Origin of the sequence: Rhizocola hellebori (genome assembly GCF_016862955.1) — a bacterium.
GTDB lineage: Bacteria > Actinomycetota > Actinomycetes > Mycobacteriales > Micromonosporaceae > Rhizocola > Rhizocola hellebori.
Map to the genome: position 1 here is coordinate 61,031 of NZ_BONY01000027.1, position 25,371 is coordinate 86,401.

At 67.9% G+C, this 25,371-nt stretch carries 24 protein-coding genes; 13 read left to right on the top strand and 11 right to left on the bottom strand.

Translation table 11 applies throughout. The features are described 5' to 3' along the window. Positions 1-232 precede the first annotated feature (232 nt). Positions 233-2,212, top strand: a complete 1,980-nt coding sequence (locus Rhe02_RS22415; RefSeq protein WP_203910275.1) for a cellulase family glycosylhydrolase — start codon at positions 233-235, stop codon at positions 2,210-2,212. A 76-nt stretch (positions 2,213-2,288) separates the two neighbouring features. After that, positions 2,289-4,913, top strand: a complete 2,625-nt coding sequence (locus Rhe02_RS22420) for a glycoside hydrolase family 9 protein (protein WP_239123985.1) — start codon at positions 2,289-2,291, stop codon at positions 4,911-4,913. Between the two features lie 26 nt (positions 4,914-4,939). Here the strand turns inward: Rhe02_RS22420 and Rhe02_RS22425 are convergent, their stop codons facing one another. After that, a complete protein-coding gene (locus tag Rhe02_RS22425; RefSeq protein ID WP_203910276.1) occupies positions 4,940-5,266 on the bottom strand; it encodes an iron chaperone in 327 nt (108 codons plus the stop codon). A 9-nt stretch (positions 5,267-5,275) separates the two neighbouring features. Beyond that, on the bottom strand, positions 5,276-5,608 hold the full coding sequence (locus Rhe02_RS22430) for a TfoX/Sxy family protein (RefSeq protein WP_203910277.1): 333 nt from the start codon (positions 5,606-5,608) through the stop codon (positions 5,276-5,278). A 46-nt stretch (positions 5,609-5,654) separates the two neighbouring features. Here Rhe02_RS22430 and dinB point away from each other — a divergent pair, with 46 nt between their 5' ends. Both dinB and Rhe02_RS22440 read left to right on the top strand, forming a co-directional pair. After that, the gene (gene dinB / locus Rhe02_RS22435) at positions 5,655-6,845 is read left to right on the top strand and encodes a DNA polymerase IV (RefSeq protein WP_203910278.1); all 1,191 of its coding nucleotides are present in this window, start codon (positions 5,655-5,657) and stop codon (positions 6,843-6,845) included. Positions 6,846-6,944: 99 nt separating this feature from the next. Then, on the top strand, positions 6,945-7,538 hold the full coding sequence (locus Rhe02_RS22440; protein WP_203910279.1) for a hypothetical protein: 594 nt from the start codon (positions 6,945-6,947) through the stop codon (positions 7,536-7,538). Between the two features lie 4 nt (positions 7,539-7,542). Here the strand turns inward: Rhe02_RS22440 and Rhe02_RS49945 are convergent, their stop codons facing one another. Both Rhe02_RS49945 and Rhe02_RS22450 read right to left on the bottom strand, forming a co-directional pair. After that, entirely contained in the window at positions 7,543-8,604 is a 1,062-nt protein-coding gene (locus tag Rhe02_RS49945) for a hypothetical protein (protein ID WP_239123986.1), read from the bottom strand. 5 nt (positions 8,605-8,609) lie between these two features. After that, a complete protein-coding gene (locus tag Rhe02_RS22450; RefSeq protein WP_203910280.1) occupies positions 8,610-9,020 on the bottom strand; it encodes a VOC family protein in 411 nt (136 codons plus the stop codon). Positions 9,021-9,148: 128 nt separating this feature from the next. Between Rhe02_RS22450 and Rhe02_RS22455 the strand changes: the two genes are divergently transcribed. From Rhe02_RS22455 to glsA, 4 genes are all read left to right on the top strand, one after another. Further along, on the top strand, positions 9,149-10,714 hold the full coding sequence (locus tag Rhe02_RS22455; RefSeq protein ID WP_203910281.1) for a leucyl aminopeptidase: 1,566 nt from the start codon (positions 9,149-9,151) through the stop codon (positions 10,712-10,714). A 100-nt stretch (positions 10,715-10,814) separates the two neighbouring features. Further along, the gene (locus Rhe02_RS22460) at positions 10,815-12,458 is read left to right on the top strand and encodes an AbgT family transporter (protein WP_203910282.1); all 1,644 of its coding nucleotides are present in this window, start codon (positions 10,815-10,817) and stop codon (positions 12,456-12,458) included. Beyond that, positions 12,455-14,188: an SLC13 family permease gene (locus tag Rhe02_RS22465; RefSeq protein WP_203910283.1), complete on the top strand. Its 1,734-nt coding sequence runs from the start codon at positions 12,455-12,457 to the stop codon at positions 14,186-14,188. The genes Rhe02_RS22460 and Rhe02_RS22465 overlap by 4 nt, the downstream gene beginning before the upstream one ends. Beyond that, a complete protein-coding gene (gene glsA, locus Rhe02_RS22470) occupies positions 14,188-15,168 on the top strand; it encodes a glutaminase A (RefSeq protein ID WP_203910334.1) in 981 nt (326 codons plus the stop codon). The genes Rhe02_RS22465 and glsA overlap by 1 nt, the downstream gene beginning before the upstream one ends. Before the next feature lie 64 nt (positions 15,169-15,232). Here glsA and Rhe02_RS22475 read toward each other — a convergent pair whose 3' ends face one another. Genes Rhe02_RS22475 through Rhe02_RS22485 form a run of 3 tightly spaced genes read right to left on the bottom strand, consistent with a single transcriptional unit; the run spans position 15,233 to position 18,106 of the window. Beyond that, positions 15,233-15,868: a response regulator gene (locus Rhe02_RS22475; protein ID WP_203910284.1), complete on the bottom strand. Its 636-nt coding sequence runs from the start codon at positions 15,866-15,868 to the stop codon at positions 15,233-15,235. Then, entirely contained in the window at positions 15,865-17,106 is a 1,242-nt protein-coding gene (locus Rhe02_RS22480; protein ID WP_203910285.1) for a sensor histidine kinase, read from the bottom strand. The genes Rhe02_RS22475 and Rhe02_RS22480 overlap by 4 nt, the downstream gene beginning before the upstream one ends. Before the next feature lie 10 nt (positions 17,107-17,116). Then, on the bottom strand, positions 17,117-18,106 hold the full coding sequence (locus Rhe02_RS22485; RefSeq protein WP_239123987.1) for a hypothetical protein: 990 nt from the start codon (positions 18,104-18,106) through the stop codon (positions 17,117-17,119). Positions 18,107-18,197: 91 nt separating this feature from the next. Between Rhe02_RS22485 and Rhe02_RS22490 the strand changes: the two genes are divergently transcribed. The 3 genes from Rhe02_RS22490 to Rhe02_RS22500 all read left to right on the top strand — a co-directional run bounded on the left by Rhe02_RS22490 (position 18,198) and on the right by Rhe02_RS22500 (position 20,240). Further along, the gene (locus tag Rhe02_RS22490) at positions 18,198-18,425 is read left to right on the top strand and encodes a DUF6458 family protein (RefSeq protein WP_203910286.1); all 228 of its coding nucleotides are present in this window, start codon (positions 18,198-18,200) and stop codon (positions 18,423-18,425) included. Between the two features lie 63 nt (positions 18,426-18,488). Beyond that, the gene (locus tag Rhe02_RS22495; RefSeq protein ID WP_203910287.1) at positions 18,489-18,866 is read left to right on the top strand and encodes a VOC family protein; all 378 of its coding nucleotides are present in this window, start codon (positions 18,489-18,491) and stop codon (positions 18,864-18,866) included. 204 nt (positions 18,867-19,070) lie between these two features. Next, the gene (locus tag Rhe02_RS22500; protein ID WP_203910288.1) at positions 19,071-20,240 is read left to right on the top strand and encodes a ThuA domain-containing protein; all 1,170 of its coding nucleotides are present in this window, start codon (positions 19,071-19,073) and stop codon (positions 20,238-20,240) included. Between the two features lie 61 nt (positions 20,241-20,301). Here the strand turns inward: Rhe02_RS22500 and Rhe02_RS22505 are convergent, their stop codons facing one another. Both Rhe02_RS22505 and Rhe02_RS22510 read right to left on the bottom strand, forming a co-directional pair. Then, positions 20,302-20,853 (bottom strand): dihydrofolate reductase family protein, encoded by a 552-nt coding sequence (locus tag Rhe02_RS22505; RefSeq protein WP_203910289.1) that lies wholly within the window; start codon positions 20,851-20,853, stop codon positions 20,302-20,304. A 13-nt stretch (positions 20,854-20,866) separates the two neighbouring features. Beyond that, positions 20,867-21,523: a copper resistance CopC family protein gene (locus tag Rhe02_RS22510; RefSeq protein WP_203910290.1), complete on the bottom strand. Its 657-nt coding sequence runs from the start codon at positions 21,521-21,523 to the stop codon at positions 20,867-20,869. Positions 21,524-21,593: 70 nt separating this feature from the next. Here Rhe02_RS22510 and Rhe02_RS22515 point away from each other — a divergent pair, with 70 nt between their 5' ends. Then, the gene (locus tag Rhe02_RS22515) at positions 21,594-21,887 is read left to right on the top strand and encodes a DUF4193 family protein (RefSeq protein WP_203910291.1); all 294 of its coding nucleotides are present in this window, start codon (positions 21,594-21,596) and stop codon (positions 21,885-21,887) included. On the opposite strand, the gene Rhe02_RS22520 is transcribed toward Rhe02_RS22515, so the two are convergent. Next, positions 21,860-22,489, bottom strand: coding sequence for a dihydrofolate reductase family protein (locus Rhe02_RS22520; protein ID WP_203910292.1), 630 nt, complete (start codon positions 22,487-22,489; stop codon positions 21,860-21,862). The two genes, Rhe02_RS22515 and Rhe02_RS22520, sit on opposite strands and share 28 nt — an antisense overlap. Positions 22,490-22,535: 46 nt before the next feature. On the opposite strand from Rhe02_RS22520, the gene pdxR reads away from it, so the two are divergent. Further along, positions 22,536-23,936 (top strand): MocR-like pyridoxine biosynthesis transcription factor PdxR, encoded by a 1,401-nt coding sequence (pdxR, locus tag Rhe02_RS22525; RefSeq protein ID WP_203910293.1) that lies wholly within the window; start codon positions 22,536-22,538, stop codon positions 23,934-23,936. Between the two features lie 73 nt (positions 23,937-24,009). Here pdxR and Rhe02_RS22530 read toward each other — a convergent pair whose 3' ends face one another. Further along, complete coding sequence (locus tag Rhe02_RS22530; protein WP_203910294.1) at positions 24,010-25,368, bottom strand: hypothetical protein; 1,359 nt, start codon at positions 25,366-25,368, stop codon at positions 24,010-24,012. Positions 25,369-25,371 lie beyond the last annotated feature (3 nt).

Consider the following 25,371-nt stretch of genomic DNA (forward strand, 5'->3'; position numbering starts at 1 on the left):
CGTCAGAAAGTAGCTCAACCGCGTGTTGTCCCGCGCGGGCCGGGACATCGACCCGCGTTGTCCCGCTGTTTGCGGGACAAAGACCTCAATGCGTGGTCGACATGTTGCGACGGGGTTAATTCGAGCCATAGGCTCCGATCCATGGGAGCGCTCCCGAGCGCTCGATCGGAGAGCTCCCCTGGCGCGGTCGCCCCCGCGTCCAAGACCAAACGCTCCCGGAAGGTTGCACCACATGGCACTGACCAACATGACCGGCCGCCTGAGATGGCGCTGGCCGGTGGCATTCGCGACCGCGGCGGCAGCCCTGGTCACGGCCGCCGGGACAGCGGGCGCGGTGGCCCTCGCCGCGCCCGATGCTCCCCCCGCGCAGGCCGTCGCCGCCGTACCGGCCAAGGATTGGCTGCACACGGTCGGCAACCGCATCGTCGATGAGGCCGGCAATCAGGTCTGGCTGACCGGCGCCAACTGGTTCGGCTACAACGCCTCGGAGAGGGTCTTCCACGGTCTGTGGTCGGCCAACATCACCACGCTCACCAAGTCGATGGCCGACCACGGCATCAACCTGGTCCGCGTTCCGATCTCGACCCAGCTGCTGCTGGAATGGCGCGCGGGCACGGTCGTCACCGCCCCCAACGTCAACACCTTCGCCAACCCGGAGTTGCTCAACAAGAACAACCTGCAGATCTTCGACTTCTGGCTGCAGCTGTGCGAGCAGTTCGGCATCAAGGTGATGCTCGACGTGCACAGCGCGCTGGCCGACAACTCCGGTCACATCCACCCGGTGTGGTGGAACGGCTCGGTCACGGTCGAGCAGTTCTACCAGGCATGGGAGTGGGTGACCACGCGCTATCGCGACAACGACACGATCATCGCGATGGATGTCAAGAACGAGCCGCACGGCACGCCCAACTCGCCGCCGCGGGCCAAGTGGGACAACACCACCGATCAGGACAACTTCAAGAACGCCTGTGAGACCGCGGGAAGGCGCATCCTCGCCATCAACCCGAACGTGCTCATCCTCTGCGAGGGCATCGAGGTCTACCCGCGCGAAGGCAAATCCTGGAGTTCGCCGAACACCAACCCCGACCAGAGCCCGAACTACTACTACAACTGGTGGGGCGGCAACCTGCGCGGAGTGGCGACCAACCCGATCAACCTGGGCGCCAACCAGGATCAGCTGGTCTACTCCCCCCACGACTACGGACCACTGGTCTTCGACCAGCCGTGGTTCCAGAAGCCGTTCGACAAGGCCACGCTGACCACCGATGTGTGGCGTCCCAACTGGCTCTACATCCACGAGGGCGGCACCGCTCCGCTGCTCATCGGGGAATGGGGCGGCCGCCTCGGCCAGGACGCCCGACAGGACAGGTGGATGACGGCCCTGCGCGACCTCATCGTCGAAAACGGCCTGCACCAAACGTTCTGGGTACTGAACCCGAACTCCGGCGACACCGGCGGCCTGCTCCTGGATGACTGGGTCACCTGGGACCAGACCAAGTACAACCTGCTCAAGCCGGCGCTGTGGCAGTTCCAGAACAAGTTCGTCAGCCTGGATCACCAGATCCGGCTCGGCGGGATCGACAGCACCACCGGCATCAACCTGGCCGACCGCTACGGCGGCGGGTCCGGCTCCGACACGACACCGCCCAGCGTGCCCGGCACGCTGCGGGTCACCGCCACCACGTCGAATTCGGTGTCGCTGGCCTGGAACGCGTCCACCGACAACGTCGGGGTCGCCGGCTACAACGTCTACCGGGCCGGAGTCCAGGTCGGAACCCCTGCCGGGACAACCTTCACCGACACCGGGCTCTCCGCCGCCACCGCTTACAGCTACACGGTGCGGGCCCGTGACGCGGCCGGAAACCTTTCCGCCGCTTCAACCGCGGTCACCGGAACCACCCAACCAGGAGGCGGCGGGGGCGGCGGATGCACAGCCACCTACCGGACGACCGGCTCATGGCAGGGTGGCTTCCAAGCGGAGGTCACTGTGGCCAACAGTGGCACCGCAGCAATAGCCGGCTGGACGGTGTCGCTCTCCATCGCCTCCGGACGTTCCATCAACAACCTTTGGAACGGCACGCTGACCGGCAGCAACGTCACCAACGCCCCACACAACGGCAACCTCGCCCCCGCGGCTACCACCTCCTTCGGGTTCGTGGCCAATGGCGACGTCACCGGTGGGGTCAGCGTGGTGGGCTGCACGGCCCGCTAGTCACTTCGAAGTAACCCGGCCGGCGGTCACATGCCCGAGACCGCCGGCCGGTCCATCCCCTTGGCAAGGAGTCGCCATGACCCCTCGATGGCTAGCCGGCACCGTGTGCGCTGTGCTGCTTAGTTTCGCGATATCCGCTAACCCGGCTCAGGCCGATGTGGACACCAGCCCGGTCCGGGTCAACCAGATCGGCTATCTGGCGGGCGCGGACAAAATCGCCACCATCGTCACCACGACCACCACCCCACGTGCCTGGCAGGTTCGCCAGGCCAGCGGCGGCGCGAGCGTCGCCAGTGGCACCACCACCGTCTTCGGCAACGACCGAGCCTCCGGCGATCACGTGCACCGGGCCGACTTCAGCGCCTTCACCACCCCCGGCAGCTACCTGCTGTGGGTCGACGGCGTGGGCCAGAGCGTCCCGTTCACCATCTCCACCACGGCCCTGTATCCCGATCTGGGCCGGGAAGCCATGCAGTACTTCTACTTCCACCGCATGGGATCCGCCGTCGATGGCCAGTTCCTGCAGAACTCGGGACACGCCCACGCCGCGCTGCACCCAGGCGACGAATCGGTCGGGTGTTTCAACTCGTGGTGCGGCAGCCAGCGGCTCAATGTGCGCTACTCGTGGGCCGATGCCGGGGACTTCGGGATCTACGCCGTGAACCATGCCGTCTCCGCCTGGACCCTGCTCAACCTCTACGAGCGTTACCCCGACGCCTATCCGGACGGCTCCCTGCGCATCCCGGAGAACGCCAACGGGCGGCCCGACCTGCTCGACGAGGTCGAGTTCGGCTCGCGGTGGATGGCCGGGCTGCTGCCCAGCACCGGGCTCGCCTCGCACAAAGTGCACAACCACGCGTGGAGCGCCTTCCCGGTGACGTCGGTGGACTCGGAGAACGCCCTCGCCCGCTCGGCGATGCCGCCTTCCACCAACGCCACCTATGCGGTGGCCCGTACCAACGCCCAGATCGCCCGGGTGCTGTCCAGCTTTGACGCGGCCCGCGCCACCCAGCTGTGGAACGTGGCCAAGGACGCCTGGACCCGTGCCGAGGCGCAGCCGAACGTCGACTATCCAAACGGGACAGACGCCGAGGGTGGCGGCGACTACGGCGACACCAAGAACAGCGATGACCGCTACGCCGCCGCGGCCGAGCTCTACCTGACCGCGCTCAAGCGCTCCGACTCCGCGCTGGCCGGCTACCGCAGCGCGGTCACCGGCTCGCCGCACTATCGCGAGGTCGGCCAGTTCGACTGGGCCGAGGTGGCGGCCACCGGTACCCTCTCCCTGCTCAGCGTCGGCAACGATCTGCCCGCGGCCGACCTGACCACCATGCGCGCCAACGCCCGCGCCTTCGCCGACCAGATCGTCACCACCCTCGGCGGGGAAGGCTATCCGTCGCCGATCCCGGGGACCTCTGCCTATCCGTGGGGGTCGAACTCGTTCATCGCCAACCGGATGCTGGTACTCGGCGTGGCCTACGACGCCACCGACGACCTGCGCTACCTCAAGGCGATGAACCGTTGCATGGACTACCTCATGGGCAACAACGCGATGCGGCTGTCCTACGTCACCGGCTACGGCGAGTTCTCCGAGTCCGATCTGCACGACCGCTGGGCGTGGGGGCGCTACCCGGGTCTGGCCTATCCCAAGGGCTGGCTCGCGGGTGGGCCAAACAGCGAGCTCATCAACGATCCGGCCACGCCGACCGGGCGGCCCGCCGCCAAGTCCTACGCGGCGAAGAACACCGCGCCCGACGCGTGGGGGTCCAAGGAGAACACCATCAACTGGAACGCGCCGCTGGCGTGGACAGCGACCTTCCTGACCCGCAACACCTCGGATCTGGCCGGGCCGCCGGGTGACGTCGTCCCGCCGACCGTGCCGCAGAACCTTCGCTCCACCGGTACCACTTCCACCAGCATCTCGCTCGCGTGGAACCCGTCCACCGACAACGTCGGCGTCGTCGGTTACGACGTCTTCCGCGGTGGGGTGCTCATCGCCTCGCCGACCGGGATCACCTTCACCGACACGGGCCTGGCCGCCGACACCGCATTCACCTATGCGGTAAGGGCCAAGGACGCGGGCGGGTTCCTTTCCGCGCTTTCGACGGCGCTGACCGTGCGCACCCAGCCGGGCAATGTCCAGCCGCCGCCGGCGCCGCAGAACCTGCGGGTCGTCGGCACCACGTCAACCACGGTGAGTCTGGCCTGGGATCCGGTTGCCGTGGCTGCGGGCTACAACGTCTATCGCGGGTCCACTTTGGTGGGTACCCCGACCGGCACCACCTTTACTGACACCGGATTGGCACCCTCCACCACCTACACCTACTCGCTTCGCACCCGCGACGCGGCGGGCAACCTTTCGGCCGCCTCCGCCTCGGTCAGCGCGGCAACGCTTGCCGGGGGCGGTGGATCGACCTGCACCGCCACCTATCGCACCACCGGCAGCTGGAACGGCGGCTTCCAAGGCGAGGTGACGGTGGTCAACACCGGCACCACCACCATCGCCGGCTGGACCGTCGTGCTCTCCATCGCCAGCGGGCGCACCATCAACAACCTCTGGAACGGCGTGCTCACCGGCAACACGGTGGTCAACGCCAGCCACAACGGCGCGGTGCCGCCCGGGGGCAGCGCAAGTTTCGGCTTCGTCGCCAACGGGGATGTCACAGGGGCAATCACCGTCATTAGTTGCACCACCAGATAGAGGAAAAGGCCGGCCGGCAACGGGTGCTATCGCCTGTTGCCGGCCAGTCGCTTGGCCACCTCGGCGATGAGCTCGTAGGGGATTGGCTTGTCGAACATGAACCTGAGCGTGCCCTTGGCCGCCAGATAGGGCGCCAGCTCCTGCTCCATTCCCGCCGGGACGGGGTACACGGAGAGGTGCTTCTTCCACGCCGCCATGTAGACGAAGTATTTTCCGTCGAGCGTGAACGTGGGAATCCGATAGCTTGTCTTCTCGCCCGCGCCCGGAACAGCCTCGTGGATCCGGCGGCGAACCTCCTGCAGGATCTCTTGAATCTCGCCAGGGTACGAGCTGATGTAGTCGTCGACCTCCATGCGCCGAGACTATTTGGGGGGAAGGCCGCGGGCGAAGATGATGCCGCGATTGACCCAGCGCTTCAGGTCGGCCGCCTTGGCGCAGGCCGATGGGTCGACCTCTATCCAGCCCGGCATGGCCTTGCCCCGCATGACCATCGCTTGAGCGCCCCGCTCGCCCAGGACTTTCTGGGAGGACGCCGGGTCGGCGCGCACCAGCAGGCCGCCCTTGCCCCGGACAGCGACCGCCATGTTTCCGTTGACCAGCATGGCCAGGCCGCCGAACATGCGCTGCTCGGTGAGGCCCTTCTCCCCGCTCACGAGCTCGCGCACCCGGTTGGCCAAATCCTCGTCGTAAGCCATGGCCCGATCCTATCCCTATTCGAACATATGTTCTATCATCACTCGTATGCGTGACCCCGCATCCATCTTGCACGCAGATCTTGACGCTTTCTACGCATCCGTGGAACAGCGTGACTTCCCGTGGCTGCGCGGGCGGCCGGTGATCGTCGGCGGTGGCGTGGTGCTCGCGTGCAGCTATGAGGCGAAGGCCCGCGGCATCCGTACCGCGATGGGCGGACGCACGGCACGCCAGCTGTGCCCGGAGGCGATAGTCGTGCGCCCGCGCATGTCGGCCTATTCGCAAGCCAGCAAACAGGTTTTCGAGGTCTTCCGCGACACCACCCCGCTGGTCGAGGGGATCTCCATCGACGAGGCCTTCCTCGATGTCGGTGGGCTGCACCGGATCAGTGGCACGCCCACCGAAATCGCGACCCGGCTGCGCTCGGAGGTGCTGCGCCGGGTGGGGTTGCCGATCACGGTCGGGGTGGCGCGCACCAAGTTCCTGGCCAAAGTGGCCAGCCGGGTAGCCAAGCCGGACGGTTTGCTGGTGGTGCCGCCCGATCGCGAGCTGGCCTTCCTGCACCCGTTGCCGGTGCAGATGCTGTGGGGCGTGGGCGAGGTCACCGCGGGCAAGCTTCACCAGCACGGCATCCGCAAGGTCGAGCAGGTCGCCCGGCTGGGCGAGGCGGCGCTGGTCTCGATCCTCGGCAAGGGCGCGGGCAGGCATCTGCACGCGCTGGCGAACAACAGCGACCCGCGCATGGTGGAGGTCGGGAAGCGGCGCGGCTCGATCGGGTCGCAACGCGCCCTCGGCCGCGGCCCGCACTCACCCGCTGAAGTGTCGGCGACCCTGGCCGGGCTCGTCGATCGCGTCACCAAGCGCATGCGTGCCTCCGGCCGTCCGGGCCGCACCATCGTGCTGCGCCTTCGCTTCGCCGACTTCTCCCGCGTCACGCGCTCGCGAACGCTGCCGAGGGCAACCGTGCAGACGCAGACCATCCTCGAGGTGGCGAGGGAGCTGCTGCACGAGGCGCAGCCGCTGATCACCGAGCGGGGCCTGACCCTGGTCGGCATAGCCGTGAGCAACCTTGGCCGCACCGACCATCTCCAGCTGGAGCTCCCCTTCGACGAGCCCGACCACGCCTCGCTCGACGCGGCCATGGACGCCGTACGTGATCGCTTCGGCTCCGCTTCCATCTCGCGCGCCGTCCTGGTGGGCAAGGACCCTGGGATCTCGGTGCCGATGCTGCCCGATTGACCGTGTCGACATCATCCGATCGTGCTGATTCATTCATTTATAGATATCTTCGAATCTACGTTACCTTGGTGCTTTCCCGTCCCAGTAAGGAGGATCACCATGCTCCGGAACATTCGCAAGTCCGGCACAGCGGCCCTTCTCTCCATCACCATGGCCGCGACAGCCACCGTGGTCGGCATCCTGTTCTCCGCCCAGGCCACGGCTGGAACGGCGGCGGCACCACCCGTGCCGACCGCGGCCCCCCTGGTCAGCATGCAGTGTGGGGCTCCGAGCGTGAACACGTTCGGCTTCCAGCCCTACCTGTCGCTGGTCACCCAGTTCACGACCGTCCAGCGCACCACCGCCTACCGCAAGTGCACCGGTCCCGGCTTCCCGGCCATCCACTCCGGCTACGACACCCGGACGGTCAACCTCAATGACGACTGCGTCATCATGCTGACGTCCACCGGGACAGCGAACTTCAACATCATCTGGAACACCACGCAGACCACCACGTTCACGGCGAACCGCAGCGCGACCCTGGTCGGCAACGTCTTCACCATCACCTTCATCGGCCAGGTGACCGCGGGGCTGTTCGTCGGCAGGAGGGTGAAGCAGGTCTTCACCGCCGACGCGACCGAGCTCAACCAGTGCCTCGCCGGCGCCGGTGTGGTGCCGTTCCTGATCTCAGATGTGGTGCTGACCATCTTCTGACCGCTCAGCGGACAAGCTCTGCCACCACCGCCGTAGCCCCAAGGTCTTCGGCGGTGGTGATCTGCGCGCGCAAACCGTGCCGCAGCGCCGCCTCAACCAGTTGCGGCGCTTGCCTTTCGCTCGACTCGACCAGCAGATGCCCGTCGGCCGCGAGCCAATCCGGCGCGCCCGCAATCACCCGCCGCAGGACGTCGAGCCCGTCCGCGCCACCGTCAAGCGCGACGGGCGGCTCATACACCCGCGCCTCCGGCGGCATCAGGCCGACCTCGCCGGAGGGCACATACGGCGCGTTGGCGATGAGAACGTCTATGCGCCCCTTCAGCTCAAGGGGCAACGCCTCATAAAGATCACCTCGGTAAACCGGCCCGGGAACATTACGCCGAGCACACCGCACCGCAGCCGGATCAACATCCGCAGCAAACACCTCCACCCCACCCCCAGCCGCCAAGCCGCGCAACGCCGAGCCTTCCGCAGCAGGGCCGCGCAACGCCGCGCCTTCCGCAGCAGAGCCGCGCAACGCCGCGCCTTCCGCAGCAGGGCCGCGCAACGCCGCGCCTTCCGCAGCAGGGCCGCGCAACGCCGAGCCTTCGGCAGCAGGGCCGCGCAACGCCGCGCCTTCCGCAGCAGAGCCGCGCAACGCCGCCCGACCATCTGTCGCCGAGCCGCGCAACGCAGCGCCTTGCGCCGCGGGGCCATGCAACGCCGCCGGACCATCCGCGGCGCGGCCGCTGTCGCGCAGGGCGGCGGCGACGGCGGCGGCTAGGGCGCCGGTGCCACAGCACAGGTCGACGACGACGGCACCGGCGGGGGCGAGGGCAATGGCTTGGTGGACAAGGAATTCGGTGCGTTTGCGGGGGACGAAGACGCCGGGCTCGACGGCTATGCGCAGGCCGCAGAACTCGGCCCAGCCGAGGATCTGCTCCAGTGGCAGGCCCGACTCCCGCTGGCGCACCATCGCGGCGAGCTCTTCGGCCGGGCGGGCCTCGGCGAGGAGCAGATCCGCTTCTTCTTCGGCGAAGACGCAACCCGCCGCCCTCAGCCTCGCCACGATGGTGTCGTGCCGCATCGGGGTCAGCCGAGGATCTCTAGGTAGTGCGGGTTGTACATGACTCCGAGCACGTTGCCGAAGGGATCGACCACCGAGGCGGTGACGAAACCCGCGTCGCCGCGCTTGGTCAGCGGGTCGTGCTCCAAGGCGCCCATCGCCAGCAGCCTGTCCAGCGTGCCCTGCACATCGTCGACGTGCCAGTAGAGGACCGCGCCGCCGGGCGCGTCGGCCGGGCCGGCGTAAGGCGCGAAGCGCCGATCGATGATGCCCAGCTCGTGCTGGTAGTCGCCAATGCGAAACTCCAGGTAGGCGGGACTCCCGTCGGGGCCGGGCCGCTCGAAGTAGGGCTCGATGCCGAGCAGCTCCGCGTACCACTGCCTGGCGGTGGCTATGTCATCGGCGAAAAAGTTGACTGTCGCCATTCCTCGCAGCATCGCGCGATCCTTCCGTTTCTCGATCTACAACTACCATCCTGGACCGCAACGAGGAGTTTGCCCAAATTGGGGACATAAAGGACCAGCGCGGGCCATGCTGAGACCTAAAGCCAAAGGAGGTTGAAGCGGTGGCTGCCACGGTCAACGGTTTCAATCCGACGCCGTCACGGCAGCACCCGGCCAAGGTCGTGGTCGAAGCCGTGTCCGCCGGAAAGGTCGCCGCCTATCTGGGCGGCGCAGTAGCGGTGCCGATCAGCTCGACCGGGGAGGTACCCGCGTCCGCCGGGCTGAGCCGGCAGGCGCTCAGCGAAGCTGGGTTCGATGGCCGCCTTGGCCAAACCCTGGTCCTGCCACGCTCCGACGGGCCACCACTGGTGGCGGTCGGAGTAGGCGATCCAGACCGCTTGGACACCAACGCCCTGCGCGACGCCGCGGCCGCCTTCAGCCTTGCCGTCGGCCGCCAGGCGCATCTGGCGGCAAGCCTGGCAGACCTGCCCGGAGTGCCCATTTCCGTTGCGGCACAGGCGGTCGTGGAGGGTGTGCTGCTCGCGCGCTATCACTACGGGCCGCTGCAGCGCCGGGCCACCCGAGAGGCGCTGGAGTCGCTGACGTTGCTCGTGCCGGCCAAGGCCGATGTCGACAGCGCGACCGAGGGCGTGCACCGGGGCACCACCTTCGCCGCGGCGACCGCGCTGGCGCGCGATCTGGCCAACACCCCGCCATCTAGGCTCACCGCGGCAAGGATGGCCGAGTGCGCTGCGGAGATCGCGGGCGGCTGCGGCTTGGAGATCGAGGTCTTCGACCGTGAGGCGCTTATCGAGCTGGGCTGCGGCGGGCTGCTCGGCGTCAACGCGGGCAGCGCCGAACCACCCCGGATGATCATATTGCGCTATCGCCCGGCCAGCGGCGAACCGAGTGGCCACCTTTGCTTGGTGGGCAAGGGAATCATGTACGACTCGGGTGGGATCAGCCTCAAACCCAGTGACGCCGTGCATGCCACGATGAAGAACGACATGTCCGGTGCCGGGGCGATCCTGGCCGCCATGTCGGCTCTATCCGAATTGGACTGCCAGGTGGCGGTGACCGGTTACCTGATGTGCACGGACAACATGCCGTCTGGTACAGCGATGAAGCTCGGCGACGTGATCAGCATTCACGGCGGGACAACAGTCGAGGTGCTCAACACGGATGCGGAGGGCCGCCTGGTGATGGCGGACGCCCTCGTGATGGCCGCCGAGTCCCAACCGGACGCGATCGTCGACATAGCCACCCTCACCGGCGCCTGCCTGCGCGCGCTGGGCTCGGAGGTGGCGGGCCTGCTCGGAAACAACCCGGCTCTGATCGACCAGATTCAGGCGGCCGCCGTGGCCACCGATGAGCCGGTGTGGCAGCTGCCCTTGGACTATCGCCATCGCAAGCAGCTCGATTCGGACATCGCCGATATCAAGAACATGGGTGGCCTCAACGCGGGCACCATCACCGCGGCGCTCTTCCTCGCCGAGTTCGTCGGCGGCCTGCCGTGGGCACACCTCGACATCGCCGGCACCGCCCAGAACGACGCCGCAGCCCTGTGGCGGCCGGCCGGCTGCACCGGCTTCGGTGCTCGCCTCCTGCTGGAACTAGCCACCACCTTCATTGGCCCCGAGCACAAGAAACCCAGCGCCACCACCGCCAGCCGAGGAGCACGGGCATGAGCGCCGCCGCCAGACCGTCGGGAAGCTCAGGCATGAGCGCCGTCGCCGGCCCAAGCTCAGCCATGAGCGCCACCAACGCCGGCCATTGGGGGGTTCGGGCATGAGCGCTGCTGCTGCGGTTGAGAAGCGCGGTTTCTCGCAACGGATGCTTGACGGCATCGAGAGGCTGGGCAACAAGGTGCCTCACCCGGTGATGATCTTCTTGATCCTCATCGGCCTGATCATTGTTCTCTCCGGGATCTTCGCCGCGATCGGGTTGAGCGTCACCTACGAGGTGGCCGAGCCGGTCCCTATCGTGGGCGAGGAAACGTATCCTGGCGGCACTATCGAGCCGTCGCTTGAGTTCCCGCCGGGCGAGGTCTATCACCCGCCGGTCGAGACCCACACCGAGACCACGGCCATCAAGAGCCTGATGACCGCCGACGGGATCCGGTTCATCTATACCTCCGCGGTGCAGAACTTCACCAACTTCGGTGTGGTGGGCGTGATCCTGGTGGCGATGATCGGTGTCGGGCTGGCCGAACATGCCGGGCTGATCGGCGCGCTCATCCGCAAGCTCGTGGCGGTCGCCCCGAAATGGGCGCTCACTTTCATCATCGTGCTGCTGGGCATCCTGTCGTCGATCGCCTCCGACGCGGGTTACCTGGTGCTGATTCCCCTTGGCGCGGTGGCGTTCATGAGTGTCGGGCGACATCCGCTGGCCGGGCTGGCGGCCGCCTTTGCCGCGGTGGGTGGCACCTTCGGTGTCAACGTGCTCATCACCCCGATCGACGGCATCGTGACCGAGGTGACCAACGAGGCCGCGGCCCTGGTCGATCCCACCCGGTCCATCAGTTTGACCGCCAACCTCTTCTTCGGCATCGGCTCGACCCTCTTCCTGGCTTTCCTCATCACGTTCATCACCGACAAGGTGATCGAGCCGCGGCTGGGTCGCTACACCGGCAAGGCCGCGGCGGCGGATGAGGCCGAGGTCACCGAGGCGCAGCAGGCACGCGGTCTGCGTTACGCGCTCTACGGTTTTCTCGCGGTGCTCGTGGTGTTGCTGGTACTTACCGTGCCCAGCAACGGAATCCTGCGCAACCCGGAGACCGGCAGCCTGGTGGAAGACTCGCCGCTCATGGATGGGCTCATCTTCCTCATCATGGCTATCTTCCTGGTGACCGGTCTGTGCTATGGGGCCGGCGCGGCCACGCTCAAGGGCAGCAAGGCCGCCATGGAAGCCATCACGAAAACCTTCGCGGGCCTGGGCGGCCTGATCTTCATGCTCCTGGTCATCGCCCAATTCATCGCCTACTTCAACTACACCAATATGGCGACCGTCGCCGCGGTGAAGATGGCCGACTGGCTGGAGAGCGCGAACATCGGCCCGCTCTGGCTGCTGGTGGGCTTCATCCTGGTCACGCTGATCCTCGACATCATCATCCCGGGCGTGATTCCCAAGTGGGCCATCTTCGCGCCGGTCTTTGTCCCGCTCTTCCTGCGCCTGGGGGTCGCGCCGCAGACCGTGCTCGCCGCCTACCGGGTCGGTGACTCGCCGATGAACGTGGTGACGCCGTTGATGGTCTACCTTCCGTTCATCGTGCTGCTGACCCAGAAGTACAAGAAGGAGGCGGGGATGGGGACCGTGGTGTCCCTGATGATCCCTTACACGCTCATCATCGCGGTGGCGTGGACTCTGTTCTTCGTCGCCTGGTATCTGCTCGGCATCCCGCTGGGCCCGGGAGCGCCCGTCGAGCTGAAATGAGCCACGCCGCCATTTCCTTTGTGGTACTGGGCGCAGCGGTCGCATTGTTCATCTGGAACCGATTGCCCGTTGAGGTGGTGGCGGTCGGATCGGCTTTGGTCCTTTACTTCTGCGGCGTCCTGAGCGCGGCGCAGACCCTGGCCGGGTTCGGCGATCAGGTCGTGGTCTTCATCACCGCCCTGTTCATCGTGAGCCAGGCGCTGGATTCCAGCGGGGTCACCGCCTGGGCCGGTCAGCAGCTCATCACCCGGGCGTCCACCCCGCAACGCCGACTGTTGCTGATGATGCTTCTGGTGGCCGGGCTCACCGCGCTGATCAGCGTCAACGGCGCGGTGGCCGCGCTGCTCCCGATGGTGGTGCTGATGGCTGTGCGATCGGGGCAGTCGCCGTCAAGGCTGGTCATGCCACTCGCTTTCGCAGCTCATGCCGGATCGTTGCTGCTTTTTACCGGTACCCCGATAAATGTCATCGTCTCAGAAGCCGCTCAGGACGCGAGCGGGCATGGCTTCGGCTTCTTCGAGTTCAGCCTCGTCGGCGTGCCGTTGCTGGCGGGCACCATCGCCATCATCATGGCTTTCGGCAACCGGCTGCTGCCCGACCGCGTGCCGCACAGCATCCCACCCGACCTGAGCGGCCATGCCCGCACCTTGATCAAACAATACCGGCTGGATGAGCACGCGTATCGCTTGCAGGGCAGGCGTCCAGCCAGTTACCCGGCCGGGGTGGCGGTGGTCGGCGCGCAGGGGCCCGACACCATCATCGTGCGCGGCGAAAGCGCTGCGGTGCAACGCTTCGCGGCCGACAACCAGCTGCAGTTCCTGGCCGAGCCGGCGGCCACCCACCTGGAGGGCGCGCTCATCACACCGGACTACGGCGTGGCGGAGGTCGTCGTCGGGCCGCGGTCGGGCCTGGTCGGGACCACGGTGTTCCCCGGCATGACCACCGACAGCGGAGATCTCATCATCCTTGCCGTGCAACGCAAAGGACTCGACGCGGGCAGGCAGGAAACCGTGCTCGCCATCGGTGACACGCTGCTGCTGCAGGGGACGTGGCGGGCGCTGGACCGCAACATCGACGCCGACCCCGGCGTGCTCGCGGTCGACGATCCCGAGGCGGTCCGCCGCCAAGCTGCTCCCCTTGGTGCTCTTGGGATCCGGGCGATCGCGGTGCTCGCCGGGATGGTGCTGCTGCTGGCCGTCGACCTGGTGCCACCGGCGATCGCCGGCCTGATCGCGGCCGGGGCCATGATCCTGCTGCGGGTCATCCCGCCCACCCAGGCCTACCGCGGGATCCCTTGGAGCACAGTCATTCTCGTGGCAGGAATGATCCCGGTGTCCACGGCCATCGCCGAGTCGGGCGCGGCCGACACGATGGCCCAAGCATTGGTCAGCCTCGTCGGCGATCGCGGACCCTACCTGCTGCTGGCCGGAATTTTCGTCTTCACCGCCACGCTCGGGCAGATCATCAGTAACACGGCCACGGCGCTCATCATCGTCCCGATCGCCATCGCGGCCGCCACCGAGCTGGAGGTGTCTATCCGGCCGGTACTGATGTGCGTCGCCGTGGCGGCCACCGCCGCGCTGCTCACCCCGGTGGCCACCCCGGCCAACATGATGATCAAAGGGCCGGGCGGCTACCGATTCGGCGACTACTGGAAGCTCGGCCTGCCGATCCTCCTGCTCTTCGGCGTCGTCAGCGTGGGTGTGGTCCCGTTGTTCTGGCCGCTGTGATGGAAACCTACATCTCCACCGGGCACCTGCCCGCCGAGGATCGCGTCAGGGGCATCGTTTCCGAGGCCCACCAAACGTTTTCCGCAAATACGCACGGCGCGCTGTCTGACGTATATCCGGCGCTGACCCGGGTGGACGCAAGCCTGTTCGGCATCAGCGTGGTGGGGGCCGACGGCACCACCTTCAGCGTCGGCGACGCCGGCCACGAGTTCACCATCATGAGCGTGGCAAAGCCTTTCGTTTTCGCCCTGATGTGCGACGAACACGGCAGCGAGGCGATGCGTGAACAGATCGGTGTCAACGCGACCGGCCTGCCCTTCAACTCGCTGGCCGCGATGGAACGCACCGCCGACGGCCGGACCAACCCGATGGTGAACCCGGGCGCGATCGCCACCACCGGCCGCGCGCCCGGCGCGACCGCGCACGCCCGGTGGGAGTTCGTGCGGCGCGGGCTTTCCCGCTTCGCCGGGCGCGAGCTTGCCCTCGACGAACAGATGTATGCCAGCGCCACCGCCACCAACCAGCACAACCGCGCCATCGTCGCGGTGCTGGAAGACCTGGGCCGCATCGGCCCCGACCCCGCCGAGGCGCTGGACGCCTACACCCGGCAGAGCTGCCTGCGGGTCACCGTCGCCGACCTCGCCACCATGGGCGCGACCCTCGCCGACGGCGGGCTGAACCCGAAAACCGGCGAGCAGGTGGTCGATCCGGAAAGCTGCCGTGCCGCGCTGGCCGTCATGACCACGGCCGGGCTCTACGAGACCTCCGGCGATTGGCTCTACACCATAGGTTTGCCGGGCAAGAGCGGGATCGGCGGCGGCATAGTCACCGTCTCACCGGGCAAGGGCGGCCTGGGCACCTTCGCCCCACTGCTCGACACGGCCGGCAACAGCATCAAAGGCCAGCTCGCGACCCGATTCCTGTCCCGCCGACTGGGCCTGGACCTCTTCGCCTCCGCCCCGCTGAAGCGCGCAACATAGGCGCGGCGCTCCACGCCGCGCGGCCGGTGCTGGGGCTCAGGGCCCGCGCGGCCGGTGCTGGGGCTCAGGGTAGGTGGGCGGCGTAGACGGCTAGCTGGACCCTGTTGGCGCTGCCGGTTTTTGTCATCAGGTTGGCCACATGGGTTTTTACCGTGGTCACCCCAAGATGCAGGCGGGCAGCTATCTCCGGATTGGACAGACCGGCGCCCACCAGCTCCAGCACTTCTCGCTCGCGTTCGGTGACACCCGGCGGCGCTTGCCTTGGGATCGGTGCCGATTGGGCGCGCAATGCCTGTTCCACCAAGCGTTTCAGGACCGCCTTGCCGAACGGGCTGTCGCCCGCGGCAGCCCTTCTCACGCCGTCGAGCAACTCCGCCGGGCTCGCATCCTTGACCAGGAAACCGCAAGCGCCGGACGCCAGCGCCGGATAGAGGTGGTCATCATCGTCGAAAGTGGTGAGCACCACCACCCGCGCGGACGGGCGCTGCGCAAGGATGCGCGCGGTGGCTGTTGTCCCATCCATGCCCGGCATGCGCAGATCCATGAGAATCACGTCCGGGTGAACCTGCTCGGCGAGGCGCACCGCAGCAGCGCCATCGGCCGCCTCACCCACCACCTCCATCTCCGGATCGGATTCACACAGCATGCGCAGCCCGGCCCGCACCAGCTGCTGGTCGTCCACCAGCATCACCCGGATCACCCTGCGCTCGCTTCCGCCGCCGCCTGCTGACCGGTAACCGCCAGCACCTCTTCCGCTGCGGTCCGCGGGCTGGCGACCCCCGAGAGCCCGGGGTCGGCGAAGGGGATCCGGGCTTGCAGGTGCCAGCCGGTTTCGGCGGAGCCCGCCTGAAGCTGGCCACCCAGCACCTCGACCCGCTCGCGCAGGCCGATCAGGCCGTGGCCGCCGCCGGGTCCGCCGCTGTGGCGCAGGCCGGTTTCGGCCGGGCCGATGCCGTTGTCGCGCAGGGCGAACTCGACGTGGTCGGTGCCGACCTGGATGTCGAGCCGAGCGTGGGCGGAGGTGCCCGCATGCTTGGCCACGTTGGCCAGGCCCTCCTGGGTCAGGCGCAACACGGCCAGTGCCGTGCGCGAGTCGAGGCGGACCACCTCAGGGTCCACGGCCGCCTCGACCGTCAGGCCGATCTGTTCGCTTCGCTGCACCGCCGAGCGCAACGCCACCGGCAACCCCTCCGGGTCCACAAAGGACGGCTGACGCACCGAGCCGGGATCGCGCAACACGCTGACCAGACGGCGCAGATCGGCAAGCGCGGACGTGCCGGTGGCATGGACGTCGTCGAGGACCTGGCTGACCCGCGGGTCGTTGAGCGGCAACACATTTCGTGCTACGGCCACCCGCAGCACGATCGACGCCACGTGATGGGCCACCAGGTCGTGCAGCTCGCGGGCGATGCTTGTGCGCTCGTCGGCCCGCACCCGGGACAGCTCCTGTGTCGCGCGATCGGCGGCCTGCCTCGCCAGCAGGCCCATCGCCCGGATGTAGAGGCCGAACAGCAGCGGCATCGCCATCGCGCCGACACTGCTGTAGAGGGCGGTGAACGGCCGGTCGAGAACTTCGGAATAGTCCGAGGCCAGGCATCCCGCGATCGCGAGGGGAAGGCCGGCCCAGACCTGCCAGCCCGACCTTCTCGCGCCCAGCTCCACCATGGCCCACGCCAACCCGACGGTCGGGATCATGTCGTTGTCGGCGCCGGCGACGAACCCGATCCCGGACACAGTGGACAGTGCTAACACGACACCGAACGGCGATCGCAGATGCAGGTAACCGACGGCGAAGCAGAAAATCGCGATCACCAGGTCGGTGGTGCTCACCGTGCGCCCATCGGGCGACAGCACCAGATAGCCCACACCGGACAGGTTCAGCACAGTGATCCTGACGAAGGTGTAGCGCTCGTCGAAAAGCCGCCCCACCCAAAGCATGCTGGCCATACTATCCAGCCCGCACTGGGCGCACCCACGAGATCACGCCTGCCAGCACGGTCGCCCCGGCCAGCGCCGCGAAAGCGAACACCGTGGCGGAATCCGGTGCGGTCACCGGCTGACCTCGCAAGGCCTGCCAGGTAACCAGGGTCAACAGCCCGGCGTAGGCGAAGGCGAACACCATCACCAGCCGGGTTCGCCGCGCCGCGTCCGTCACCAGCCAGGAGAGCAACATTCCGAACAGGAGAATCGCCTGCAGCCCGTGAATTCCTATGAAATGACCGATCCGCAGGTCGCCGCCGGTGGTGCTCCAGCCGGTCAACGGCATGCCCGGCCCGCCGTCGGGCACACCCACCGCGTGCGCGCCCAACAGGGTGTCGACGCCCTGCTCGTCCAGCGCGATCTGCTCCGGCCTGGGGATGACCATGAAGAAGCCCTGTAGCAGCCCGGCCAGCAGGAGCACCATTCCCAATCGGACGGTCCAGGTGCCGGCCCGGTCGGGCATCCCGTCGCGCCACACCAGCACAGCGATGACCGCCGTGGCCAGCCAGAGCACCACGATCGTGGCACCCATCGCCCGCCACACCACCTCGTCGAGCATGCTGCTGGTGTTGAAGTGGCTCGACCGGCCGCGAGCCGCCTGGAAGGTGATCAGGCCGACCTCCAGGACCGAGGTGACGGCGATGACGTTCGCCGACCATTTGGCCACCCGCTTGCCGCGACGCAGGTGGGCCATCAGCCAGGCCAGGCTCAGTCCGTACACGACAAAGGAGACCGCAAACTTGAAGGGCTTGAGCCACACCGGCTGGCCCAGCAGCATCCGGTCGTCGGCCACCGGGCCGACCACGGTGACCAGGGTGAGAGCCGCCATTAGCGCGGTGAGATAGACGAGGGCCCGGCTGCCGCCGAAGGCCGTGCGCAAAACATTGGTCATGGGTTCACTGTCATCGGCCGCGGTGGGCGCCACCTCCTGCCATGAGCCCGCGTTGCCTCCTGCCATCGCAGGAGCGCTCCCCCTGCCGGTTTCTCACCAGCCGATTCGGGTACCTGTTGGTCGAGCAACGAAATTCGTGCTCCTAAGGAGGCTCGTCATGGGTATTGGCGCCAGCATTTTCCTGATCGTGGTCGGCGCGATTCTCACCTTCGCGCTGGACGTCACCGTGGCCGGCGTCGACCTGGATGTCGTCGGCTGGATTCTGATGGTGGGCGGGGTGGTCGGCCTGATCTTCACCGCGTTCATCTGGGGGCCGCGCAACCGTGCCGTGGTCACACGGGAACCAGGCGAATACACCCGGGTTGAGGAACGCAGCGACATCTGAGGTACCTCGTCAGGCCGCAGCGGAGTGCGACTGCGGCCTGAAAAAGCCGTATAGGGTGAAAAGATGTTCAAAGACACAGCGGCGTTCTCCGGGTTCTCGGCCGACGACATCGCGGCGGCCAAGAAGTTTTACGGCGAGACGCTGGGGCTTGAGGTAGCCGAGTTCAACGGGATGCTGGAGCTGCGGCTCGGGACGGGCGGCCGAGTGCTGATCTATCCGAAGCCGAACCACGTCCCGGCAACATTTACCGTGCTGAATTTTCCGGTCGCCGACCTCGACCAGGCCGTGGCGGAGCTGCGCCGGCGCGGGGTGAGCTTCGAAAGCTACGACATGCCCGGCCTGAAGACCGATGAGTCCGGCATCGCCCGGGGTGGCGACGGCCCGGCCATCGCCTGGTTCACCGATCCGGCCGGCAACATTCTCGCGGTGCTCGAACAGTAGAACTCATCGGCTTCAATCCTATAGGATGTTGGAGACCTACTAGTCACCAAGCCGGGGACGGCGCCCCGGCTCGGCCGCGCCTGCACGGCCGAAGGCAGAGGAACGCGACATGCCTGATTCGCCGAATCCATCCAGCGGTGCACCAGCGTGCGCGTCTGCGGCCGGGCAAAGCGCCTCGCAGACCCCCGATAAAAGGAGCACGCGATGCGAAAACGTCTACTGTCGATGGCTGCCAGCCTCGCCGTCTTGGTGAGCGCCGGGCTGGTGTGGCCAGCGACGCCGGTGTCGGCGGCACCACTGACCCGGGTTCTGGTCTTCTCCAAGACGGCCGGGTTCCGTCATTCCTCCATTCCAAACGGGATAGCCGCGATCCAGCAACTCGGCTCCGCCAACGGTTTCACCGTCGTGGCGACGGAGGACGCCAACCAGTTCACCACCGCCAACCTCGCCCAGTTCCAGGCGGTCATCTGGCTTTCCACCACCGGTGACGTGCTCAATGCCGCGCAGCAGACCGCGTTTCAGTCCTACATCGCCTCCGGCGGCGGCTACGTGGGCGTCCACGCCGCGGCCGACACCGAATACGACTGGGCCTGGTACGGCGGCCTCGTCGGCGCCTACTTCGCCTCCCACCCCGCGATCCAGAACGCGCAGCTGCGCATAGAGGACGCCACGAACCCGTCCACGGCGCATCTTCCCGCCACCTGGACCCGCAGCGACGAGTGGTACAACTACCGGACCAACCCGCGGTCGGCGGTGCGTGTCCTGATGAACCTCAACGAGTCCAGCTACACGGGCGGGACCATGGGCGATCACCCGATCACCTGGTGCCAGGCCTACGGTGGCGGCCGGGCTTGGTACACCGGGCTCGGGCACACCGAGCAGTCCTACACCGACTCCAACTTCACCCGGATGTTGTTGGGCGGCATACAGATCGCGGCCGGCTCGGTCACGGCCGACTGCAGCCCGGTCACCCAGCCGGCCCCCTTCACGGCGCTACGCGCCCGCGCCAACAACCGTTTCGTCTCCGCACCCAACAACGGCACGTCCGCGCTGATCGCCAGCGCCACCGCGATCGGAGCGACCGAAAAGTTCGACCTGATCGACCGCGGCGGCGGCAATGTCGCCCTGCGCGCCCAGGTGAACAGCCGCTACGTGTGCGCGGAGAACGCCGGCGCGGCACCGCTGATCGCCAACCGCACCGCCATCGGCGGGTGGGAAACCTTCGCGCTGATCCGCAACTCCAACGGATCGGTGAGCCTGCGGGCGCAGGCCAACGGCCGCTATGTGGTGGCCGAAAACGCAGGCGCCGCAGCGCTTATAGCCAACCGCACCGCGATCGGGCCATGGGAGCAATTCGACCTGGTGACCTCTTAACCGTGCCGGTCGGTCCGTGGCCTTGGCGGCGCTTGGCCACGGACCGACCGGTAACGCCGGATCACTTCACCGCATAGGTGAGGTTGACGAATTGGCCGTTACGCTGCACCTCGGTCAACGTCAGGTTGGCCGAGGTGAGCCGCCGCGGCAGCACCGGCGCACCGCGCCCGAGCGTGACCGGGGCGACGCTGAGATAGATCTCGTCGAGCAGGCCCTGGTCGGCGAAGGCGCCCACCAGCTCGCCGCCGCCCACGAGCCAGATGTCGCGGCCTTGTGCGGCGGCGAGCATCGCCTCGTGGACCGGGCGCACGTCGCCCTGCACGAAGGTGATGTCGACGCCGGGCAGCGCCGGCAGCTCGCGGTGGGTGAAGACCCAGGCGGGCACATCGCCGTACCACCCGTGCCAGGGCGACGGATCGGCGAGCAGCTTCTCGTGATCGATGACCCACTCATAGGTGGTGGCGCCCATGGCGAAGGCGCCGACCCCGGCGAAGAAGGCGGCGAACGGGCTGCGGCCGTCCGAGTCGACCTCGAAGAGCCAGTCGAGGGAGTTGTGCTCGTCGGCGATGTAGCCGTCGATAGTGGTCGCGGTGTAGTAAAGCGTCTTGCTCACGCCTCTGACTATCTCACCGGGCACCGACAGAACGCCGACGCCGCCACGCCACCACCGCGGCCAGCACCAACCCGGCCGGGACCATGATGAGCCAGGGTGACGGCGACGACGACGACCCAGGCTGGGCCGCGGGCGTCGATGCCTGTGCCACGGCCGTGTGGTTTCCGCTGCCGCCGGTCAGGGCGGCTTCCGGCTGATTGACCGGCGGCTGCCATCCGGCCGGGGCGGCGACGGGCGCGCCCTGGTAGTCGAAGCGGACCGTGCCGGAGACCTTGTCGCCATCGGACGCCACGGTCATGTATTGAACTGTGTAGACGCCCTTCTGCGGCCAGTGCGAAACGCCGACCATCGCGGGAAAGCCGGTGCGGTAGAAGACCGGCTCCCACTTGCCGTCCTTGAGGTTGAGCTCCTGCACGGGTGGTTCGAGCGGCTTGGGCTCGCCGTGGGTCCAGCCCTGATCCACCCGCACGCCGTCGGGCGAGGTGACCGTGAAGAACGCGAAGGAGGCCGGTTTCTCCGTGAAGTAGAGGGCGACCTGGGCGCGGGGCTCCATCAGCGTGCTCTGGTTGGCCGGCTCCGCGAGGGCCAGCTGGCCGTGGGCGAAGGCAGGGGCGGGCAACATGATCACGGCGAGGGCCACCGCCGCGGCGAGGGCGAGCAAGCGACGCATACGCAACACAATAGCTATCGATTCAAGGGAATCGTGTTTATGGTCCGCTCGCCGGGGGCACCCAACCGCCATGAGCACAGTAGTCGACTTTGACGCCCCCAGAACGAACTCGGCCGAGCCACCGGTGCAGAGCCTGGACCTCCTGCAGGCGCGGTGGGCCGACCAGGTCGACGAGTCGGCCGACCCGGAGTTCGCCGACATCTATGACCTGCCCGGGTTGGATCTCTCCGAGGACGAGCTGACCGCCCCGGTGATTCCCGTGCAGGCCAACGAGTTTCGCTGTGGAGGCTGCTTCCTTGTGCTGCGCCAGACCCAGCGGGCCGGCAGCCGTGACGGTCACGACGTCTGCCGTGACTGCGCCTGAGGCGTCACCACGTACCGCAGGTGTGTCGCAAGTGGAGAGACCAGGACGCGATCCTGCTTCAGCGTGAATGGTGCGCTGGTCAGGTTTTCGAAGAGCCTTTTGCCGGTACCCAGAAAGACCGGGGCCAGATGCAGATTCAGCTCCTCGACCAGGCCGGCGCGCAGGAACTGCTGCGCGACGTTGGCTCCACCGCCGATGCTGACATCCTTGTCCCCCGCCACCGCCCGCGCCTGGCGCAGCGCGCTTTCGATGCCGTCGGTGACGAAGGTGAACGTCGGCGCCAAGGCCCGCAGCTCGTCGTCGACCCGGTGGGTCAGCACGAAACATGGGGCCTGGAAAGGGTTCTGGTAGCCCCATCCCTCGACTACGTCGAACATGCGCCGCCCCACGATGTGCGCCCCGGAGGCGGTGAAGATCTCGTCGAGCACCTCCCGGTCCACCCCGGCCGCGCTGCCGGCCTCGTCGCCATAGGACCAGTCGCCCCCGAACAGCCAGCTGTGCAAGCGTTCCCCGCCGACACCCAAGCCTTGGCCGAACCCGTCGTCCGGTCCCGCGCTGAACCCGTCGAGCGACATCGAAATGTCCACAGATACCTTGCCCATGCATTGACCGTATGGTTCCCAGCGGCCTGCGCTAAGGTCCAGTTTCATGCCGATCGAGTGGGCCGGTTCGCCGCCGGAGCTCCTCCTGCACCTCGACCGTGATCGTCCCGAGCCGCTGCGCTCGCAGCTGGAGGACGGGTTGCGTGCCGCGATCCGCGGCGGCCGCCTGCGGGCCGGGGAAAGGCTGCCCTCCTCCCGCGAGCTGTCCCGCCAGCTGGGCGTCTCACGCGGCCTGGTCCAGGAGTGCTACGGCCAGCTCCATGCGGAGGGATATCTGAGCGCCCGCCCCGGTTCGGCCACCCGGGTGGCGCAGGTGAGCACGGTTCGCCCAGCCACCCCGGCTCGTCCGGCCCAGGCCCGGCCCGCCATCGAGTTCCGCGCCGGTGTTCCCGATCTGGCCGGCTTTCCCCGCTCGGACTGGATCTGGGCGCAGCGCGAGAGCTGCCGCAGCGCGCCCACGGCCGCCTTCGACTACGGCGACGCGCGGGGCAGCCTGGTGCTGCGCGAGGTGCTCGCCGGCTACCTGCGGCGGGTGCGGGCCGCGGCCGCCGAACCCGACCACATGGTGGTCTGTGCCGGTTTCGCCCAGGGCCTCGGGCTGACCCTGCGCGCCCTGGCCCAGGCCGGGATCGGCCGGGTGGCATTCGAGGATCCCGGCTACGGTGACGGGTCGACCCTGGCCGCCGCGGCCGCCTCCGGGATCCAGGCCGTCCCGGTTCGGGTCGACGAGGACGGGGTGGACGTGACCGCGCTCGCCGCCACCGGCGCCCGAGCCGTCGTGCTGACCCCGGCGCACCAATGGCCCACCGGTGTCGTGCTGGGCCCGCATCGGCGGCAGGCGCTGGCGGCATGGGCGTCCAAAGTGGAGGGATTCGTCGTCGAGGACGACTATGACGCCGAGTTCCGCTACGACCGCGAGCCGGTCGGGGCGTTCCAGGGGCTGGCCCCCGATCGCGTGGTGGTCATCGGCACCGCGAGCAAGTCGCTGGCCCCTGCTGTCCGGATTGGATGGATGCTCTGCCCGCCAGCCCTGCTGGACTCCATCGTCGCCGCCAAGGAGCTCAGCGACCGCGGCTCACCGCTGCTCGACCAGCTGACCATCGCCAAACTGATCGAGTCGGGCCGCTATGACCGGCACCTGCGCCGCATGCGAAGCGTGTACGCGGAGCGCCGCGCCGCCCTGGTCGAGGCGCTGCACGAACACGCCCCAGGGGTAGCCCTCACCGGGCTCGCCGCCGGATTCCATGCGGTGGCCCACCTGCCGCCCGCGGCGGACGAGAAAACCGTTGTCGCGGCGGCACTCCAGCGCGGCGTCGGGGTGACCGGCATGGGCACCCATCGCTCCACCGGCGCCACCCGGCCGGCGCAGCTGGTCCTCGGTTTCGGCAACCTCACCGAACGGGCCATCCGCAGCGGCATAGCCAAAATCGCCGACCTGCTGCGCTAGGGTCCAGCAGACCCGAACACAACCGGGCCATCCGCAGCGGCATCGCCAAAATCGCCGACCTGCTGCGCTTGGGCTAGCGCACCCGATCGCAGGGAATCGTCACCCGCCACCAGTAGCCGCCCCACACGACATGGCTGTCGATCGGCTGGCTCTGGCAGGCCAGGGTCGCCTGGCTCACCAGGTCGCTCCACGGCCACGTCTCCGAGCGGCGGTTGTCGGCGCGGAAGTTGACCGCCGCCACCACCACCATCACCGCGATGAGCACCAAAGCCGGGACCGCCGAGCGCCCTAGGCCCAGCCGCGAAGCCGAGAGCTGCCGGGTCTGCGGGCGCGACGCCGGGGGCTGAGAGTCGTGCGGGCGCAACAGGGCGGCGAGCACGGTCAGCACCAGCAGCGCCGGGGCGATCAGATAGCGCGGCTGCACGCTGCCGATGTTGGTCACCGTGCCCGCGAAGAGGGCTGCTCCGGCGACGGTGGCGGCGATGGCCAGCGGCCAGTGCGGGTTGGTGAACTTGACCAGGGCCAAGATCAGCGCGGCGAGCACCACCAGCCACGCCAGCACCATCAGCCCCGTGTGCACCGCCGGGCTGCCTTGCGCGGCAACGGGCCCGGTGACATCCATGCCCGGCCCGCCCAGCCAGCGTTCCCCGAAGATGGTGCGCGGCACCGTCTTGGTCGCGTATTCCTGCGCCACCCAGAACAGGTCGTAGCGGCGGCAGCAGACCTCCGACCGGGTGGCCTTGCCCAGGGCCAGCCCCAGGAAGTGCAGGCCCAGCCCGGCGGAATAGGCCAGGCAGATCAGGCGGGTGGCCCAGTCTCGTACCACGTAAAAACGCAAGGCGAACAAGGGAAGCAGGATGATCGGAATGATGCTGCTGAACGTCACGAAGGCCGTGGCGAGCACCGCGACCGCCTGAGCGGGCCGGGAGGCTGGACGCCACAGCGCGATCCAGAACAGCACATAGAGGCCGGGAAATTGCAACGTGGCGATGTCGTTGTCGGCCTGCACCCGCGCCAGCGGAAGCAGCACCAGCGGCGCGGCCACCACCAGCTGAAGCCACCATCGCTGCAGGAAGGGCTTGCTCGCCACGTAGGCGATGGCGCCGAACCCGGCGGTGACTCCGGCGGCGGCGATGGAGATCAGCGCCGCCGACCAGCGCACCGGGGCCAGGGAGACCAGCTCGGCGATGAGGCGCGGCCCGAAGTGGTAGTAACCGTTGAGCGACTTGAACAAATTGTTCTTGAAGCCGTCGGTCAAAGCATCGTTGAGGAAGTTGTGCGCATCCTCGATCCAGATGGTGTTCAGGGCACCGGGCCTCGGACTGCGCGCGAGGCTGAGCGCAGCCGCGGCGACCACGGCGAGCAGAAGCCACCCGGTGTGCTTTAACGCCACGCGCCCGGGTGCGGGAGGGGAGGGGAACAGCGACCGCACGCC

What these genes read in the sequence shown, in the direction of transcription:
- Rhe02_RS22415 (WP_203910275.1), top strand. Translation starts at nt 233, where the DNA reads ATGGCACTGACCAACATGACCGGCCGCCTGAGATGGCGCTGGCCGGTG.
- Rhe02_RS22420 (WP_239123985.1), top strand. Translation starts at nt 2,289, where the DNA reads ATGACCCCTCGATGGCTAGCCGGCACCGTGTGCGCTGTGCTGCTTAGT.
- Rhe02_RS22425 (WP_203910276.1), bottom strand. Translation starts at nt 5,266, where the DNA reads ATGGAGGTCGACGACTACATCAGCTCGTACCCTGGCGAGATTCAAGAG.
- Rhe02_RS22430 (WP_203910277.1), bottom strand. Translation starts at nt 5,608, where the DNA reads ATGGCTTACGACGAGGATTTGGCCAACCGGGTGCGCGAGCTCGTGAGC.
- dinB (WP_203910278.1), top strand. Translation starts at nt 5,655, where the DNA reads ATGCGTGACCCCGCATCCATCTTGCACGCAGATCTTGACGCTTTCTAC.
- Rhe02_RS22440 (WP_203910279.1), top strand. Translation starts at nt 6,945, where the DNA reads ATGCTCCGGAACATTCGCAAGTCCGGCACAGCGGCCCTTCTCTCCATC.
- Rhe02_RS49945 (WP_239123986.1), bottom strand. Translation starts at nt 8,604, where the DNA reads ATGCGGCACGACACCATCGTGGCGAGGCTGAGGGCGGCGGGTTGCGTC.
- Rhe02_RS22450 (WP_203910280.1), bottom strand. Translation starts at nt 9,020, where the DNA reads ATGCTGCGAGGAATGGCGACAGTCAACTTTTTCGCCGATGACATAGCC.
- Rhe02_RS22460 (WP_203910282.1), top strand. Translation starts at nt 10,815, where the DNA reads ATGAGCGCTGCTGCTGCGGTTGAGAAGCGCGGTTTCTCGCAACGGATG.
- Rhe02_RS22465 (WP_203910283.1), top strand. Translation starts at nt 12,455, where the DNA reads ATGAGCCACGCCGCCATTTCCTTTGTGGTACTGGGCGCAGCGGTCGCA.
- glsA (WP_203910334.1), top strand. Translation starts at nt 14,188, where the DNA reads ATGGAAACCTACATCTCCACCGGGCACCTGCCCGCCGAGGATCGCGTC.
- Rhe02_RS22480 (WP_203910285.1), bottom strand. Translation starts at nt 17,106, where the DNA reads ATGCTTTGGGTGGGGCGGCTTTTCGACGAGCGCTACACCTTCGTCAGG.
- Rhe02_RS22485 (WP_239123987.1), bottom strand. Translation starts at nt 18,106, where the DNA reads ATGGCAGGAGGCAACGCGGGCTCATGGCAGGAGGTGGCGCCCACCGCG.
- Rhe02_RS22490 (WP_203910286.1), top strand. Translation starts at nt 18,198, where the DNA reads ATGGGTATTGGCGCCAGCATTTTCCTGATCGTGGTCGGCGCGATTCTC.
- Rhe02_RS22495 (WP_203910287.1), top strand. Translation starts at nt 18,489, where the DNA reads ATGTTCAAAGACACAGCGGCGTTCTCCGGGTTCTCGGCCGACGACATC.
- Rhe02_RS22500 (WP_203910288.1), top strand. Translation starts at nt 19,071, where the DNA reads ATGCGAAAACGTCTACTGTCGATGGCTGCCAGCCTCGCCGTCTTGGTG.
- Rhe02_RS22510 (WP_203910290.1), bottom strand. Translation starts at nt 21,523, where the DNA reads ATGCGTCGCTTGCTCGCCCTCGCCGCGGCGGTGGCCCTCGCCGTGATC.
- Rhe02_RS22515 (WP_203910291.1), top strand. Translation starts at nt 21,594, where the DNA reads ATGAGCACAGTAGTCGACTTTGACGCCCCCAGAACGAACTCGGCCGAG.
- Rhe02_RS22520 (WP_203910292.1), bottom strand. Translation starts at nt 22,489, where the DNA reads ATGGGCAAGGTATCTGTGGACATTTCGATGTCGCTCGACGGGTTCAGC.
- pdxR (WP_203910293.1), top strand. Translation starts at nt 22,536, where the DNA reads ATGCCGATCGAGTGGGCCGGTTCGCCGCCGGAGCTCCTCCTGCACCTC.